The following is a 15,793-nucleotide window of genomic DNA, read 5'->3' as shown; positions in this document are numbered from 1 at the left end:
GCAGGTATTGTTTTAGAAATTTGTGATGTTCAAAAATGTTTTGGACAGGAAGATGCTGAAAATCCTACATCAGAGTAAGCAAATTTTTAAAACGAATTATCATGAAACTCAAATTTACATTATTTCAATTCTTAATTCTATTTTGCGCTACTTTATATGCGCAATCAGAGAGATGTGGAAGACCCAATCCGGAATTTTGTACAGGAAATTATTTCCAAAATGGAAACTTTGAAACTGTTACCGGTGATCCGGAAGCTGTTTTAGATAATGATATTGATTTGGCAACAGGCTGGTTTCGTATATGGGGAGGTTTTAATAGTTTGGCCGATATTTATTGTAATAATTCTACGGCTTTGGCCAGTCATTCGGTATTGATTAACCCGACAAATCCTGACGGAATTTTTTCGGGAATGTGGATTCAAAATTCAGATAATACATCTCCGGCATTTAGAGAAGGCATGTACAATCAACTAAGTACGCCGGTGCCGTCAAATTCAGGTATTTATACATTTAACTTTGATGCTGCCGACCTTACGCGATCTTCCAATGGCGATATGGATGTAGTAGTGGGAATATTTGGTGTGTATAATCCCGGAAATATTTTATCCAACCCTCCGACTCAAATGTTTATACCGACAGATTATAATCTTTGGCCTACGGGAAATGGAGTTGTGGTTTATAAATTGGGCTCTGTTACCATACCCCAAAATGTAGTCAATACATTTCAACCATTTTCTCTGACATTTGATTCAAATCTTATCAATGCAAGTCCGGATATTACGCATATCATGATTACCCGAGATGATGTGCCTATCCCAGGCCCTTATAGAAGAAGATACATCGGTTTTGATAATTTCTGTATGCAGTTTGAAGAACCTTCCACTTCAACAACCGGCGCTTACTGTTGTGAAAAAAATGAAAACTTATTGGCAAATGCCAATTTCGAATCAGGAAATACGGGATTCAACAGTGATTATGATCAAAATTCCGCGACTTTGCCGGGACAATACCATGTGACCAATTCGGCTGCCAACTTCGGAGCAACTATCAATGACCATTCGTATTGTGTAGATTCCGATTTGTATTCGGCCAATGAAAATTATTTGTTGGTCAATGGGCTGACAAACCAACCGGCTGGTTCTAGTTCAGTAATTTATTCACAAACACTTGGGTTAACTAAAGGTAAAGAATACAATTTCTGTGTCAATTTAAAAAATATGCCACAATGTACGTTTGACATACTACCGGAAATTCAAATTGAAATAAATGGAACCATAGTCGTGCCTTATACTCAAATCAATACAGATCCGAGCGATCCTTGCGACTGGATGTTACTTTCCGGTTGTTTTACGGCGACAGGTCAAAAGAACAGAATTTCCATTCGTCTGAAAGAAGATGGATTGGGCGATGGAAATGATATTGCCATTGATGATATCTCCCTTCAGGAAAAACAAGATCCTGACTATAATCTGACGGTTACACACAATGGAGGAAATAATACCATTTCGGCTAGCATAGATCCTTATCCTTTTCTAAATGAAAGCTGCGAAATGGAATCAGATTATGCCTGGTTTGTTTATGAAACAACCAATCCTACCGGACCGCTATTTGGTTCTATGGTTCCGGGGACATTTGCTTGGAGTGATGACAGCGGAAGCTATGGAGCAGTAACTTCAGGAGCATCTTGGGGCGTTCCTTCTACCAATTTTGCTACCTATAACGGTTTCCAAAACAATAAGTTTTATGTAATCGGGATGTATATTCCAAGTTGTTGTGAAAGCTGTTTTTCAGATGGTTGGGCGTATCAGATTACTTATAATTATCAAAGAAAAACAGATTTGAATTTTGAATTGACATACGAAATGAAAGAAGAAATTAAAGCTTTATTCATCAAAACACGTTCATCAGATGTTGCAGAAACGATTGCCGATAAATTACAGGTTTATCCCAATCCATCCACCGGAATTTTTGAAATCAAAACAGAAAAATCCAATTCGGGACAACTCAAAGTTTATTCGGTCAAGGGAGAACTTGTTTATCAGGATGAATTCAATCAAAAAAATCAATTACAAATCAATTTGATCAATCAACCAAAAGGAGTATATGTTTTGAAAATCCAAACGGAAGACGGAGCAGTTCAATCCAAAAAATTAGTATTAAAATAAATTGAAATTTTTAATCATGAATCTGCAATTGTTTTACAGTTGCAGATTTTTTATTTTCCGATTTTCCTGACTACCGGCAAAATCTCGTTTTTTTCCAAAGCAAATCGTTTGATTTCTTCGTCGGTTAGGTTTTCCGATAAATTAACTTGTTCGACTAAAAATCCGATTGCAGCTAATTTCTCGTAATAATCTCTTCCATAGACACGAACGTGATCGTATTGCCCAAATTTTTCAATTCGCACTTGACGGTCTGTAATCGTCGGGTCTTCAAATGTTTTTTCTTGCTGATAACGAATTGGAACTTGTAAAATTCCCCATCCGCCTGGTTTCATCACCCGATACAATTCATGCAAAGCTTTTTTGTCATCTTCTACATGTTCCAAAACATGGTTGCAAAAAATCACATCAAAGGAATCGTTTTCAAATGGTAAATTTTGGATATCGGCTTTTACATCGGCAATCGGAGAATCCAAATCGCAAGTCGTATAATCCAGATTTTTCAATGCTCGAAATCTTTTGTAAAAAGATTGTTCGGGTGCCATATGAAGAACTTTCAACGGTGCCGAGAAAAAATTGGTTTCTTGTTGCAAATACAACCACATTAAACGATGGCGTTCCAAAGATAAAGTTCCGGGAGAAAGCACATTTTGACGTTGTTTTTCATATCCATAGGGAAGGAAAGCTTTGTAGGAATTCCCATCGATTGGGTCGGTGAATTTATTTCCACGGTACATCCAAACCAAAATCGGTCTTGCCCAAATACTCAATCGTATGAGCATGGGTCTTGGTAAGACGTTCATGATTTTTTTAAGGAGTGCTTTCAAATTTTTCCAAAATTTTCGGAACAAAAATAATCAAACCCGTAACAATTGCTCCAATTGATGCGAGAAAGGTTGCTCCTGCTGCAATGTCTTTGACATGTTTGATTTGTTCGTCTCGTTCCATTGTAACTCTGTCTGCTAATTTTTCAATAGACGTATTCAAATATTCCGAAACTCCTATGAGAAACATCCAAAGCAAAATGATTAATAGTTCGGTTTGCGAAACTTCTAGCCAAAACGCAATTCCAATGGTAATGATGGCGATTCCCAACCATATTTGTACATTTCGTTCCGTTCGCAAAGCATAAATAAGTCCATTTAAGGCGTATTGCATGGAACGGAAGTAGCGAAACATAGTCGTTTATTTTTTATACAAAAAGGGTTTTTCCTCATCACTTTCAATTCCCAAGGCATCGTAAATGTATTGGAAAGTAGAAAGTAGAGTAGGTTTCCCATCGATGATGGCAACATCATGTTCGAAATGAGCAGAAGGCATATTGTCTCTTGTGGTAACCGTCCAACCGTCTTTATGGAAACGAACCTTATCGGTTCCCATATTGATCATCGGTTCGATGGCCAAGGTAATTCCTTCTTTTAGAACTTTTCCAGTACCTCTTCGTCCATAGTTAGGAACTTGTGGGTCTTCATGCATCACTCTACCTAAGCCATGACCAACTAATTCTTTCACAACACCATATCCTTCTTTTTCGCAATAGGTTTGGATAGCATGTCCGATATCACCTACACGATTTCCTGGAAGCACTTGTTCAATACCTTTGTACAAAGATTCTTTGGTGATCTTCAATAATTTTTTGATTTCAGGTGCAACTTCACCGATTTCAAATGTATAGGCATGATCTCCTACAAATCCATTCATGAAAACACCGCAATCGACAGAAAGAATATCGCCTTCTTTCAAAATATCGTTGTTGGGAAATCCGTGAACGACTTGTTCGTTGGGTGACATACAAAGAGAATTTGGAAAACCTCCATATCCTAAAAATGCGGGTTCACCTCCGTGGTCCTTTATAAAATCGTAGGCCATTTTATCTAAATCGATGGTTTTAACCCCTGGTTTTATTTCTTTTGCCAACATACCCAAGGTTTTTGACACCAATTGGGCGCTTTGGTACATCAATTCTAATTCTTCTTTATTTTTTAAATGAATCATATTCCAAAAAATCCTCTTTTCTTTTTCTTTCTTTCTTTTTCTTTTCCATGAGTTCCAATGGAAAATTCAATTCGTTTATTGATAATCTGAACCACTTCGCCCCAACCAGGAAATCCGCCCAAATTTCGATCATCGATAAAATAATCGGCGTTAATTTTTCTGCTTTGAGTGGAAGAGTCAAATTTTTCGTCTTCAAAACTTGAGTTGACCGCATAAAATTCAATTCCATTTTCGCGACAAAACTCCACAGCTTCATCCAACATTTTGCCATGTCGATACGTCCAAAGGATTAAACGATGACCTTGAGATTGCAATTGCTTCATCGATTCAAATGCAAAAATCATGGGCTTTCCAATTTTTGGATAAGCATCTTCGACAATGGTTCCGTCAAAATCAACCGCAATTATGTAACTTTTCATAGTATCGTTCAAGTCGTGCAAAAGTACAAATTAATTGTGAAGCAAGACGTTTCCTGTCATTTCGTTTGGAATCGGAATATCCATTAATTTCAAAATGGTGGGCGCAATATCTCCCAATTTTCCGTTTGTGATTTTATAGGATTCTTCTTTTTCAATCAATATAAACGGAACCAATTCTGTGCTATGTTGTGTGTTGGGCGAACCATCTGGATTGACCATCACATCGGCATTTCCGTGATCGGCTAAAATAATGATGGAATAGTCGTTCTCCAAGGCGGTTTTAACGATCGATTCTGCGCATTTATCAACCGTTTCCGCGGCTTGAACTGCCGCTTCAAATACGCCGGTATGACCGACCATATCTGTATTGGCAAAATTCAAACAAATAAAATCGGCTGATTTATTCATGATTTCAGGCAAAATATTTTTGGTGATTTCATGTGCCGCCATTTCGGGTTTCAAATCATAGGTTGGAACCTCTTTTGGAGATGGGCAAAGAATTCGTTTTTCTCCTTCGAAAGGTTTTTCTCGACCTCCTGAAAAGAAGAAGGTTACATGCGGATATTTTTCTGTTTCCGCGATTCGAATTTGGGTTTTTCCATGATCTTCTAAAACTTCTCCCAATGTTTTTGGAATTTCACTATCGTCATAGACAACTTGAACTCCTTTGAAAGTTTTGTCATAATTGGTCAGCGTAATGTAACGAAGGGATAATGCCTGCATCCCAAATTCTGGGAAATCGTCTTGCGTCAAAACTTGGGTAATTTCTCTTCCGCGATCTGTTCTGAAGTTGAAATTGATAACAACATCTCCTTCTTCAATTATTCCATCCTTATCCAGAATAATTGGTTTTAGAAATTCGTCTGTTACTTTTTCCTTGTAGGAATCTTCAATTGCCTGAATAGGATCTTGGGTAAATTTCCCTACACCTTTCACCATTAAATCATAGGCTTCTTTCACACGTTCCCAACGTTTGTCACGATCCATAGCATAGTAACGACCAACAATTGATGCAAGTTTTCCTGTAGAATGTTGCATATGTTCCATCAAATCACCGATGAATTTCACACCACTTTTGGGATCGCAATCACGACCATCGGTAAATGCGTGAACATATACATTGTCGGTTAAGCCATATTCAGCAGCGGCATCTAACAAGCCATACAAATGATTGATGTGCGAATGAACACCACCATTGGAAGTTAATCCGATGAAATGAACTTTTTTATTGTTGTCTCGAGCAAATTGAAATTGTGAATTCAGAATGCTTTCATTTAAGAAAGTTTTATTCTGAACCGCCATATTGAGTCGAACTAAATTCTGGTAAACCACGCGTCCCGCACCCAAATTCATATGACCTACTTCTGAATTCCCCATTTGGCCTTCTGGTAATCCTACGTCGGTCCCATAAGTAATAAGAGTCGCATTGGGGTATTTTTGAAGGCAGGCATCGTAAAATGGAGTGTTTGCTTTGGCAATTGCAGAAACTTTTTCGTTGGGATTGATTCCCCAACCATCCAAAATCATAAGGATGACTTTTTTGCTCATAGGTTTTGATTTTATAAACGAAAAGATGAACAAATCTGGCAATTCAAAAGGATCGTGTAATCTTTAATCCTTCTTAAATTGGCAAATCGTTCATCTTCTCCAACTATTAATTTGCAATATCGTTGATGAATTTAATTCGCATCAAACGTAATTCGTCTTCTTCGTATTCGTCCCCAAATTCCTTTAATATCGTCGTCATGGAATCATTTTCTGCTTCCATCAAGAATTCGTGAATTTCCTCTTGTTGATCTTCATCTAAAATTTCATCGATATAATAGCCAATATCCAATTTGGTTCCTTGGTAAACAATTCGTTCCATTTCGGTAATCAGATCTGTCATCGACAAACTTTTGGCTTCGGCCATATCTTCCAAGTCAATTTTTCTATCAACACTTTTGATGATGTAAACTTTATGACTGGAATTGTCAGCAACGCTCTTGATAACCATTTCATCTGGACGAATGATGTCGTTTTCTTCAACATATTTCGCAATAAATTCCACAAATGGTTTTCCAAATTTATTGGCTTTTCCTTCTCCAACCCCAAAAACATTGGTCAATTCTTTCAGATTGGTTGGATATTGCATGGTCATATCGTCCAAACTTGGATCTTGAAACACAGCAAATGGAGGGATTCCATGTTGTTTGGCAATTTTTTTACGCAATTCTTTCAGATGTTTTAACAAGACATCGTCAAATGCGGCAGGTGCTTGTTGTACGGGTTCATTGGCAGATTCCGTCAATAATTTTTTATAATCGGTATCTTCTGCAATCATGAATTCTTCTGGTTGTTCAATGAAAGATTTTCCTTTGTCACTTAGTTTTAAAATGCCATAAGTTTCAATTTCTTTCACTAAATAATTTCGAACAATTAATTGTCGAGCAATGCTTTTCCAATAATAATCTTCCTTGTCATTGTTTTTACCGAAGAAATTTTCAAACTGAATATTGTAATTTTTAATCGTTGAACTTTCTTTCCCCATAACGGTATTGACAAGGTCATTGATTCGTAGTATTTCTTTGGTTTTTTGAACGACCTCCAACATGAATTGTGCATCTACTTTCGCATCTATCAATTGCTTTGGATTGCGCATATTGTCGTCCATATTGGCGCCAAGACCATTGATTTCATCAAATTCCTCTCCGAAATAATGCAACAAGAATTTACGTCTTGACATGGATGTTTCGGCATAGGAAACAACTTCTCCTAACAATTGTAAGCCTACTTCACGCTCTGCAACTGGTTTGGAAGCTAAGAATTTTTCTAATTTCTCTATGTCTTTGTAATCATAGAATGCCAAACAATATCCTTCTCCGCCATCACGACCTGCACGACCGGTTTCTTGGTAATAACTTTCCAAACTTTTTGGCATATCATAATGCACGACAAAACGTACATCTGGTTTGTCAATTCCCATTCCGAAAGCAATGGTCGCTACCACAACATCGACTTCTTCCATCAAGAACATATCTTGATGTTTTGATCTTGTTTTGGTGTCCAATCCTGCGTGATACGGAATCGCTTTGATGCCATTGACTTGCAAAGTTTGGGCGATTTCTTCCACTTTTTTACGACTCAAACAGTAGACAACACCCGATTTCCCAGAATATTGATGGATGAATTTCACCAATTCTTTGTCTTGATTGACTTTTGGACGGATTTCATAAAACAAATTAGGACGGTTAAAGGAAGCTTTGAACACTTTTGCCTTCAACATGCCCAATGTTTTTTGGATATCATCTTGAACTTTTGGAGTAGCCGTTGCTGTTAAAGCAATAACTGGCGCATCTCCAATTTTATTGATGATATGTTTTAAGTTTCTGTATTCTGGACGGAAATCATGTCCCCATTCCGAAATACAGTGTGCTTCGTCTATCGCAAAGAAAGAAATATTTACAGTTTTGAAGAAATCAATGTATTCTTCTTTTGTTAAGGATTCTGGAGCGACATACAACATCTTGGTGGTTCCACTTTTGATGTCGTCCATTACCTTTTTGGTTTCTGTTTTATTCAAAGATGAATTCAAAACATGCGCAACATTGTTGTCCGCAGAAATGCCTCGTACTGCATCTACTTGGTTTTTCATCAATGCAATCAAAGGAGATACAATGATAGCAACACCTTCTGAAATTAAAGCAGGTAATTGGTAACATAGAGATTTTCCTCCTCCTGTCGGCATTAACACAAACACATCATCTCCATTGAGTAAGCTTCTTATAATCTCCTCTTGCTGCCCCTTAAATTGGTCGAAACCAAAATGTTTTTTCAAACTAGAGGTTAGTTCTATTGTTTCACTCATCCTTACAAAAAGACTATTTTAATTTTTTCTACTTTTCAAAGTTGCTATATTTGAACTTTCAATTGAAAACAGTTGAAAATTCGAAATTGGTCAATGACCTAAAATACGATAAATATTTTATATAGGCAAAATCTTATTAGATTTGGAAAATCAAGATATCATAGCAATCGCTAAAGTAGTATTTCAGGACGAAATTACTGAACTTTCCCAAATTGCTCAAAAATTAGGGAATGATTTTGCTCAAGCAATTGAAAAACTTCAGAATAGAAAAGGAAAAGTTGTTGTAGTTGGCATTGGAAAAAGTGCTCATATCGCCAATAAAATGGTCGCAACTTTTAATTCTACCGGAACAAAAAGTCAATTTTTACATGCATCTGAAGCCATTCATGGAGATTTAGGATTGTTGGACCAGGAGGATGTGGTGATTTGTCTATCCAAAAGCGGAAATAGTCAAGAAATCAAAGACATTGCTCCGATTTTAAAGAAAAATTCCTCTGGATTAATTGCGATTACAGGAAATTTAGAGTCTGATTTAGCGAAGCATGCTGATATAGTATTGGATATCACGATTTCACGTGAGGCTTGTCCCAATAATTTAGCTCCGACTACAAGTACCACTGCTCAATTGGTAATGGGTGATGCTCTTGCGGTTGCCTTAATGAGATTGAACGGATTTGGTGGCGAAGACTTTGCGAAATTCCATCCAGGCGGCGCATTGGGCAAACGATTGTTGTGGAATGTGGAAGATGTGATGGATACTTTTCAACGTCCGTTTGTCTCACCTGAGTCCACCATTTTTGAAGTGATTGATTCATTGACTTCTGGTCGAAATGGTATTACGGTCGTGTTGGAAGATGATACGATTGTTGGCGTAATTACCGATGGAGATTTGAGAAGAACTTTACAGAAATACAAAGAAGATTTTCATCATTTGAAAGCCAAAGACATCATTACATTGAATCCGAAAATGGTTTACAAGGATGAGAAAGCAGTTGATGCTTTCAATCGATTGAGAGACTATAATATTGGACAATTGGTTGTGGTCGATCGTGAAGAGAAATATTTTGGAATCTTGGATTTACATGCCTTGATCAAACACGGAATAGAAGCATAATGGAAGAGGGGAAAGAAAAGGAAATGTCCTTTTTAGGGCATATTTTTGAGTTAAGAGGACACATGATTCGTTCGGTAATAGCGATTTTTGTGGGAGCGATTTTGTGCGGAATTTTTTGGGAAACCATCAACAATCAATTTATCATGGCTCCATTGAGTTCAGATTTTTTCACCTATCAAATGTTGAATTCATTGGCAGAATCCATCGGAATTGATCCTATATACTCCAAGAGTTTTGACTATTCCAAGGAATTGAAAAATTTGATTCCTGCAGGACAGATTACGGCACAGATTTTTGCCATTTTGGTTTGTGGACTGATTCTAGCCATCCCTTATGTGGTGTATGAAATATGGAAATTCATTCGTCCAGGATTAAGCGAAAACGAACGCAAACATACCAACGGAGCAGTTGCTGGAATCACCTTTTTCTTTTTGACAGGCGTTTTGTTCAGTTATTTTTTCATGTTGCCTTTTTCGATTCAGTTTTTGTTTTCGTATAATCCGTTTTCGATTTCCAATGAATGGACTTTGTCTAGTTATACGCGATTGTTTATTCAGACTTTGTTAGGGATGGGAATTGTATTTCTTTTTCCAGTTTTCGCGTATTTTCTAGCAAAAATTGGAATTTTAACACCTCAATTTTTAACAACTTATCGCAAGCATGCCTTGGTCGTAATTTTGGTCATTGCTGCTGTGATTACTCCTTCCGATGTGATGAGTATGATGATTGCTACGATTCCATTGTTAATTTTATACGAATTTAGTGTGTATATTACGAAATATGTATACAACAAGCAATTGAAATCTGAGGCAAGAGACCTGATTAAAAAATGATAAAAATCTTGTAGTTGTTATGCGTGCATAACAAATAAATTTCGTTAAATTTACGGACTTGAAAAGCTTAATTGATAGAGTATGAAGAATTAAGCATTTCATATTAGACAATAGAAACATATAAAAATAGTATACAATGAAGATATTAGTATGTATCAGTAGTGTTCCCGATACTACTGCGAAAATAAATTTCACAAGTGACGGAAAGGAGTTTGACAAAAACGGCGTTCAATTTGTGATCAATCCACATGACGAATTTAGTTTAACTCGTGCAGTTCAATTGCAAGAAACGCAAGGAGCAAAAGTTACCGTAGTAACAGTTGGTGATGCTTCAGTTGAACCTGTGATGAGAAAAGCTTTGGCGATTGGAGCAGATGATGCAATCCGTGTGAATGCTGATGCAAGAGATGGTTTATTTGTCGCGACTCAAATTGCTAAGGTTGCAAAAGAGGGTGGATACGATATCATCTTGACTGGAAAAGAATCGATTGATTTCAATGGTGGAGAAGTTCCAGGATTGGTAGCAGGTCTTTTGGATTATGCATTTGTAAACGGATGTGTTGGGTTGAAAGTGGAAGGTTCTTCTGTAGAAGCAACACGTGAAATTGACGGTGGTAAAGAAACTGTTTCTGCTCAATTCCCTGTAGTAATTGCTGGTCAAAAAGGATTGGTTGATGAGACTGAATTGAGAATTCCAAACATGAGAGGAATTATGGCGGCTCGTACAAAACCTTTGACTTTAGTTGAGGCTGAACAAACTTCTTCTAAATTGAAAGTGGTTGGATATGTGAAACCAGCGGAACGTGGAAATGTTACCTTGATTGATAAAGACAATGTAGCGGAATTGGTTCGTTTATTACACGAAGAAGCAAAAGTAATCTAAACCCAAAGTTTCAAGTTTAAGGTCAAAGATGAAAATCCTTAAACATTAAACGTCAAACTTTAAACAAATTAAAAAATGGCAATTTTAGTATACGCAGAGTCCGCCTCGGCTGACGGACAATATAAAAAAGCAGCATTTGAAGCAATTTCTTATGCAAAAACGATTGCAGACAAAACAGGTGATACAGTGACCGCTGTGGCAATCAATGCAACAGAATCTTCAGATTCTTTGTACAAATATGGAGCAAACAAAGTATTGAAAGTATCGAACGATGCTTTGAAAAGTTTTTCTCCAAACGCTTATGCGAAAGTATTGAGCGAATTAAAAGATGGTGATACCATCGTTTTACCAGCAACCAATGATGCATCTTCATTTGCACCTTTGTTGGCATTGAAAACAGATGCTACTTTGGTAACCAATGTGATTGCAGCACCATCCAATGTGGCACCTTTTACAGCAGAAAGAAGAGCTTTCTCTGGAAAAGGAATCGAAACTGTTGAGGTGACAGAGGGAGCAAAAGTTGTAACCGTATTACAAAACGCATTTGGATTGAAAGAAAATCCAGTTGCAGGAACAGAAGAAGCGGCAAACGTTTCAGTTTCTGATGCGGATTCAAAAGTGAAAGTGGTAAAAGTAGAACAAGCTTCATCTGACAAAATCGACTTGAAAGAAGCAGAAATCGTAGTTTCAGCTGGTCGTGGTATGAAAGGTCCAGAAAACTGGGGAATGATCGAAGAATTGGCTTCTTTGTTGGGAGCAGCAACAGCTTCTTCAAAACCAGTAGCTGACATCGGATGGAGACCACATTCTGAGCACGTGGGTCAAACTGGTAAAGCAATTGCGCCGAAATTGTATATAGCAGTTGGTATTTCTGGAGCAATTCAGCACTTAGCGGGTGTGAACGGTTCTAAAACGATTGTTGTCATCAACAGCGATGCAGAAGCACCATTCTTCAAAGCAGCTGACTATGGAATCGTTGGTGATGCGTTTGAAGTAGTTCCAAAATTAATTGAGGAAGTAAAGAAGTATAAAGGAATGTAATGCTTTGTATTAAGTACTAAGTATCAAGTACAAAGACTTTTTTAAAATAGAATAGCCTGATGAACGAATATTTGTCAGGCTTTTTTTTGTGAAATCTTCTTTCATGTACGACAGGCTTAATGCTTGAGCAAAATTTCGCGGGATGTTTTTGCGACTCCTCTGGAGTCGTTTAATAATACTGAATGCGTTTCTTGTAGATATTTGACCTCTCTGAGGTCAATATGGGATTGTTTACAGCTAATTAGGTGTTTTGAGTTTATTTAAGGACTAAATTAGGATTTAGATGGTTGTTTATACGAATCCTCTGGAGTCGGTGGTACTATTGGAGACAATCTTTACAGCTATTTAACCTCTCTGAGGTTATGTTAAGATTATTAAATTGAATTATTTTGATTTAAGTGATTTGATGACGTATGTGAAGAAATTTAATAAGTACATAGTGTTAAGACTATTTTTTAAAATAGAATAGCCTGATGAACGAATGTTTGTCAGGCTTTTTTTTGTGAAAATCCTATTATTTAATTATTATTGTTTTTCTAACCTTTAATCTTAGACATGAAAAGTATTTTTTATTCATTTTTCCTCTTTCTTTTAAGCTTAAATGTATTTTCTCAAGAAAAAGCAACTGATATTTTTAGTGTAAAGGCAGGTTTAATTGGCGCATGGATTGGTTATGAAAAATCTTTGAGTGAAAATTTTACTTTGTCTGGAGAAATTGGCTATGAAGGTGGATTCTTTGGCGGAGAGGCTTGGAAAGATAACTTTAGTTATGTACTAACATCTACTTTTAGTATTGATGGGAAATACTACTATAATTTTGATCGAAGAATTGAAAAGGATAAAAACACGATACACAATGCGGCTAATTATATTGGCTTAGAAATGCAATATGTTCCAGATTTTGGCACTATATCAGGAACTGATAATGTGGAGGTAGTCCCATCCCTAAGTGTTTATTCTAAATATGGTTTGAAGCGAAATTTGTCGAACCATATCAATTTTGAATTTGCTTTGGGTCCGGGGTATCGTTGGGCAGACAACGGCTCTAGTGGATTTACAGTTGGCTTGGATCTACGTTTTGGGTATAATTTTTAAATTTCGTAAATTATAATATAGGCCTTAAAGGATTTTAACTTCTAAAGCTTTTTTTGTTTTTGAGTAAGAATTTTATTGTTCTTATATTGGCTATGAAAGGTTGTTCTTGCGTCAGGGATGTGTAGGGCCGCGACCGTAGGGAGTGGGTCTCGTCTTGAAGGACGAGACGGAACCCCGAAACAAGCCCGCCCGGACGCCCAAAATATTCTAATAAACGATTTTAAATAAATAATTTATCAGATTGGATAGATTTTCCGTCTTAAATAATTTCCCTAAATTGTAGATTTTATTAGATTTACACCCTGATGGAAAATTTGGTGAAATTAAACATTAAAGGCATTTCGTATAGTCAAACCCAAACGGGAGCTTATGCCTTGATTTTAGAGGAGGAATTGGGTCAGAGAAAATTGCCCATCATCATAGGAAGTTTTGAGGCTCAGTCCATTGCGCTGGCTATGGAAAAAGATATACGCACGCCCCGCCCACTGACGCATGATTTGTTTGTTTCGATTGGTCGGGCTTTTTCTTTTTTTGTAAAAGGGGTTTTCATCCATAGGTTGGAAGATGGTGTTTTTTATTCGAACATTTTATTTGAAGACAAGGATGGAAATGAGGAGGAAATTGATTCTCGTACGTCTGATGCGATTGCATTGGCAATCCGTTTTGATGCGCCGATTTATGCGCTGGAAACGGTGATGGAAAAGGCTGGAATTCATTTGGAAGTTCAAGAAAAAGAGGAAAAGAGTATTGCGTCTGCCATCAGAGAGATTGAAGAGGAGGTTGCGCGCCAAGAGAAAAAATATGATTTCTCGATGAAAACGGTGGAAGAATTGAAGCAGGAAATGAAAGAAGCGGTTCAAAATGAAGACTACGAATTGGCTGCTCGTCTACGTGACGAACTTGATAAACGATAATTACTAAAAATTAAATACTCAAAAAATAATATGTCAATAAAGCTTCGACTGATTATTATGAACTTCTTACAGTTTGCTGTTTGGGGTGCATATTTAACTTCTATGGGGAATTACCTTGGAAGTGTAGGATTGGGACCGAAAATCGGTTTGTTTTATGCGATGCAAGGGATTGTGTCGATTTTTATGCCTGCTATTTTAGGGATTGTAGCGGATAGATGGATTCCTGTACAACGCTTGTTGGGGTATGCCCATGCTATTGCTGCGATTTTTATGATTTGGGCGGGTTATTATGCTATGAATGCGGGTGATGCGGTTCAGTTTGGAACTTTGTTTACGCTGTATTCGATCAGTGTTGCTTTTTATATGCCAACGATTGCTTTGTCGAATTCGACGGCCTATACGATTTTGGTGAACAATAATTTTGAAACGATTAAGGCTTTTCCACCTATCAGAACTTTGGGAACGGTCGGATTTATTTGCTCGATGTTGTTTGTGAATTTTGCTGGGATTGTAGATGGAGGTTTAGCGTTTAATTTCGCGAATGAATTGAATTTTCCAAGTTTCCAAAATAGTTATAGTCAGTTTTTTGTGTCAGCTGTTTTGGGTATCCTTTTATTTTTATATTCGTTTACCTTGCCTCATTGTCCAATCAATCAGTCAACCGAAAAAAGAAGTTTGTCAGATGCTTTGGGCTTGAAAGCTTTTGCTTTGTTTAAGCAACGTAAAATGGCGGTATTCTTTATCTTCTCGATGTTGTTGGGAGTTTCTTTGCAAATCACGAACGGATATGCGAATCCGTTTATTACAAGTTTCAAAGATGTACCAGAATTTGCCAATACTTGGGGAGCGAATAATGCGAATGCCTTGATTTCTTTGTCACAGGTTTCTGAAACCTTGTGTATTTTGTTGATTCCGTTCTTTTTGAAGCGATTTGGAATCAAGAAGGTAATGTTGATGGCGATGTTTGCGTGGTTCTTACGTTTTGCCTTGTTTGGATTGGGAGATCCAGGACCAGGATTGTGGATGTTTGTCTTGTCAATGATCGTTTATGGTATTGCGTTTGACTTTTTCAACGTTTCGGGATCTTTGTATGTGGATAAGGAAACAGATCCAAGCATTCGTTCTAGTGCGCAAGGAGTTTTCATGATGATGACCAATGGTTTTGGAGCAACTTTGGGCATGCTCGCGGCAGGAGAAATTGTTTCTCATTTTCAAGTATTCTCACCTGAATTGGATGCCGCAACGAAATTAGTGGGATGGAATTCTTCTTGGTACATTTTCGCCGGATATGCTTTGGTGGTTTGTATTTTGTTTGCCTTCTTGTTTAAGGATGATCATAAACCGAATGAATTGAAGATTAATCATTAATTGAATGATTTCATAATAAAGCAAAAAGAGGCTGTCTCAAAAGTGAGATAGCCTTTTTTATAAATAAAAAAAGGAAAGCCAAAGCTTTCCCAATTGAAGCAATTTTAGTAAATTGCTTTGTG

General features: G+C 37.1%; 14 protein-coding genes. 8 read left to right on the top strand and 6 right to left on the bottom strand.

Annotation, left to right across the window (positions count from 1 at the left end; all coding sequences use genetic code 11):
• Positions 1–101: 101 nt before the first annotated feature.
• On the top strand, positions 102–2,165 hold the full coding sequence (locus ABID46_RS04515; protein WP_354507511.1) for a T9SS type A sorting domain-containing protein: 2,064 nt from the start codon (positions 102–104) through the stop codon (positions 2,163–2,165).
• 50 nt (positions 2,166–2,215) lie between these two features.
• On the opposite strand, the gene ABID46_RS04510 is transcribed toward ABID46_RS04515, so the two are convergent.
• The 6 genes from ABID46_RS04510 to recQ form a co-directional block, all read right to left on the bottom strand.
• A complete protein-coding gene (locus ABID46_RS04510; protein WP_354507509.1) occupies positions 2,216–2,965 on the bottom strand; it encodes a class I SAM-dependent methyltransferase in 750 nt (249 codons plus the stop codon).
• Positions 2,966–2,972: 7 nt separating this feature from the next.
• Positions 2,973–3,341: a diacylglycerol kinase gene (locus ABID46_RS04505; protein ID WP_354507507.1), complete on the bottom strand. Its 369-nt coding sequence runs from the start codon at positions 3,339–3,341 to the stop codon at positions 2,973–2,975.
• A gap of 6 nt (positions 3,342–3,347) precedes the next feature.
• A complete protein-coding gene (gene map, locus ABID46_RS04500; RefSeq protein WP_354507505.1) occupies positions 3,348–4,157 on the bottom strand; it encodes a type I methionyl aminopeptidase in 810 nt (269 codons plus the stop codon).
• A complete protein-coding gene (locus ABID46_RS04495; RefSeq protein ID WP_354507503.1) occupies positions 4,154–4,576 on the bottom strand; it encodes a BT0820 family HAD-type phosphatase in 423 nt (140 codons plus the stop codon). Before ABID46_RS04495 ends, map begins: the two co-directional genes overlap by 4 nt.
• 30 nt (positions 4,577–4,606) lie before the next feature.
• Positions 4,607–6,124 (bottom strand): 2,3-bisphosphoglycerate-independent phosphoglycerate mutase, encoded by a 1,518-nt coding sequence (gpmI, locus tag ABID46_RS04490; protein ID WP_354507501.1) that lies wholly within the window; start codon positions 6,122–6,124, stop codon positions 4,607–4,609.
• 106 nt (positions 6,125–6,230) lie between these two features.
• Entirely contained in the window at positions 6,231–8,423 is a 2,193-nt protein-coding gene (gene recQ / locus ABID46_RS04485) for a DNA helicase RecQ (protein WP_354507499.1), read from the bottom strand.
• Between the two features lie 142 nt (positions 8,424–8,565).
• Between recQ and ABID46_RS04480 the strand changes: the two genes are divergently transcribed.
• The 7 genes from ABID46_RS04480 (at position 8,566) to ABID46_RS04450 (ending at position 15,671) form a co-directional block, all read left to right on the top strand.
• Positions 8,566–9,537, top strand: coding sequence for a KpsF/GutQ family sugar-phosphate isomerase (locus tag ABID46_RS04480; protein WP_354507497.1), 972 nt, complete (start codon positions 8,566–8,568; stop codon positions 9,535–9,537).
• Positions 9,537–10,370: a twin-arginine translocase subunit TatC gene (gene tatC, locus ABID46_RS04475; RefSeq protein WP_354507495.1), complete on the top strand. Its 834-nt coding sequence runs from the start codon at positions 9,537–9,539 to the stop codon at positions 10,368–10,370. Before ABID46_RS04480 ends, tatC begins: the two co-directional genes overlap by 1 nt.
• A gap of 136 nt (positions 10,371–10,506) precedes the next feature.
• Complete coding sequence (locus tag ABID46_RS04470) at positions 10,507–11,253, top strand: electron transfer flavoprotein subunit beta/FixA family protein (protein ID WP_354507493.1); 747 nt, start codon at positions 10,507–10,509, stop codon at positions 11,251–11,253.
• A 75-nt stretch (positions 11,254–11,328) separates the two neighbouring features.
• A complete protein-coding gene (locus ABID46_RS04465; protein WP_354507491.1) occupies positions 11,329–12,294 on the top strand; it encodes an electron transfer flavoprotein subunit alpha/FixB family protein in 966 nt (321 codons plus the stop codon).
• 555 nt (positions 12,295–12,849) lie between these two features.
• Complete coding sequence (locus ABID46_RS04460; RefSeq protein WP_354507489.1) at positions 12,850–13,389, top strand: hypothetical protein; 540 nt, start codon at positions 12,850–12,852, stop codon at positions 13,387–13,389.
• A gap of 305 nt (positions 13,390–13,694) precedes the next feature.
• Positions 13,695–14,303, top strand: coding sequence for a bifunctional nuclease family protein (locus ABID46_RS04455; protein ID WP_354507487.1), 609 nt, complete (start codon positions 13,695–13,697; stop codon positions 14,301–14,303).
• A gap of 30 nt (positions 14,304–14,333) precedes the next feature.
• Positions 14,334–15,671, top strand: coding sequence for an MFS transporter (locus ABID46_RS04450; RefSeq protein WP_354507485.1), 1,338 nt, complete (start codon positions 14,334–14,336; stop codon positions 15,669–15,671).
• Positions 15,672–15,793 lie beyond the last annotated feature (122 nt).

It is taken from the genome of Moheibacter stercoris, from assembly GCF_040545805.1.
Classification (GTDB): Bacteria; Bacteroidota; Bacteroidia; order Flavobacteriales; family Weeksellaceae; genus Moheibacter; species Moheibacter stercoris.
The sequence above is the reverse complement of the archived record's forward strand: the minus strand, read 5'-3'. Positions and strand labels throughout refer to the sequence as shown.

Excerpts from the sequence above, each read along its gene's own strand:
- ABID46_RS04450 (WP_354507485.1), top strand. The coding sequence starts at position 14,334 with ATGTCAATAAAGCTTCGACTGATTATTATGAACTTCTTACAGTTTGCT.
- map (WP_354507505.1), bottom strand. The coding sequence starts at position 4,157 with ATGATTCATTTAAAAAATAAAGAAGAATTAGAATTGATGTACCAAAGC.
- ABID46_RS04470 (WP_354507493.1), top strand. The coding sequence starts at position 10,507 with ATGAAGATATTAGTATGTATCAGTAGTGTTCCCGATACTACTGCGAAA.
- gpmI (WP_354507501.1), bottom strand. The coding sequence starts at position 6,124 with ATGAGCAAAAAAGTCATCCTTATGATTTTGGATGGTTGGGGAATCAAT.
- ABID46_RS04460 (WP_354507489.1), top strand. The coding sequence starts at position 12,850 with ATGAAAAGTATTTTTTATTCATTTTTCCTCTTTCTTTTAAGCTTAAAT.
- ABID46_RS04455 (WP_354507487.1), top strand. The coding sequence starts at position 13,695 with ATGGAAAATTTGGTGAAATTAAACATTAAAGGCATTTCGTATAGTCAA.
- tatC (WP_354507495.1), top strand. The coding sequence starts at position 9,537 with ATGGAAGAGGGGAAAGAAAAGGAAATGTCCTTTTTAGGGCATATTTTT.
- ABID46_RS04465 (WP_354507491.1), top strand. The coding sequence starts at position 11,329 with ATGGCAATTTTAGTATACGCAGAGTCCGCCTCGGCTGACGGACAATAT.
- ABID46_RS04510 (WP_354507509.1), bottom strand. The coding sequence starts at position 2,965 with ATGAACGTCTTACCAAGACCCATGCTCATACGATTGAGTATTTGGGCA.
- ABID46_RS04505 (WP_354507507.1), bottom strand. The coding sequence starts at position 3,341 with ATGTTTCGCTACTTCCGTTCCATGCAATACGCCTTAAATGGACTTATT.
- ABID46_RS04495 (WP_354507503.1), bottom strand. The coding sequence starts at position 4,576 with ATGAAAAGTTACATAATTGCGGTTGATTTTGACGGAACCATTGTCGAA.
- recQ (WP_354507499.1), bottom strand. The coding sequence starts at position 8,423 with ATGAGTGAAACAATAGAACTAACCTCTAGTTTGAAAAAACATTTTGGT.
- ABID46_RS04515 (WP_354507511.1), top strand. The coding sequence starts at position 102 with ATGAAACTCAAATTTACATTATTTCAATTCTTAATTCTATTTTGCGCT.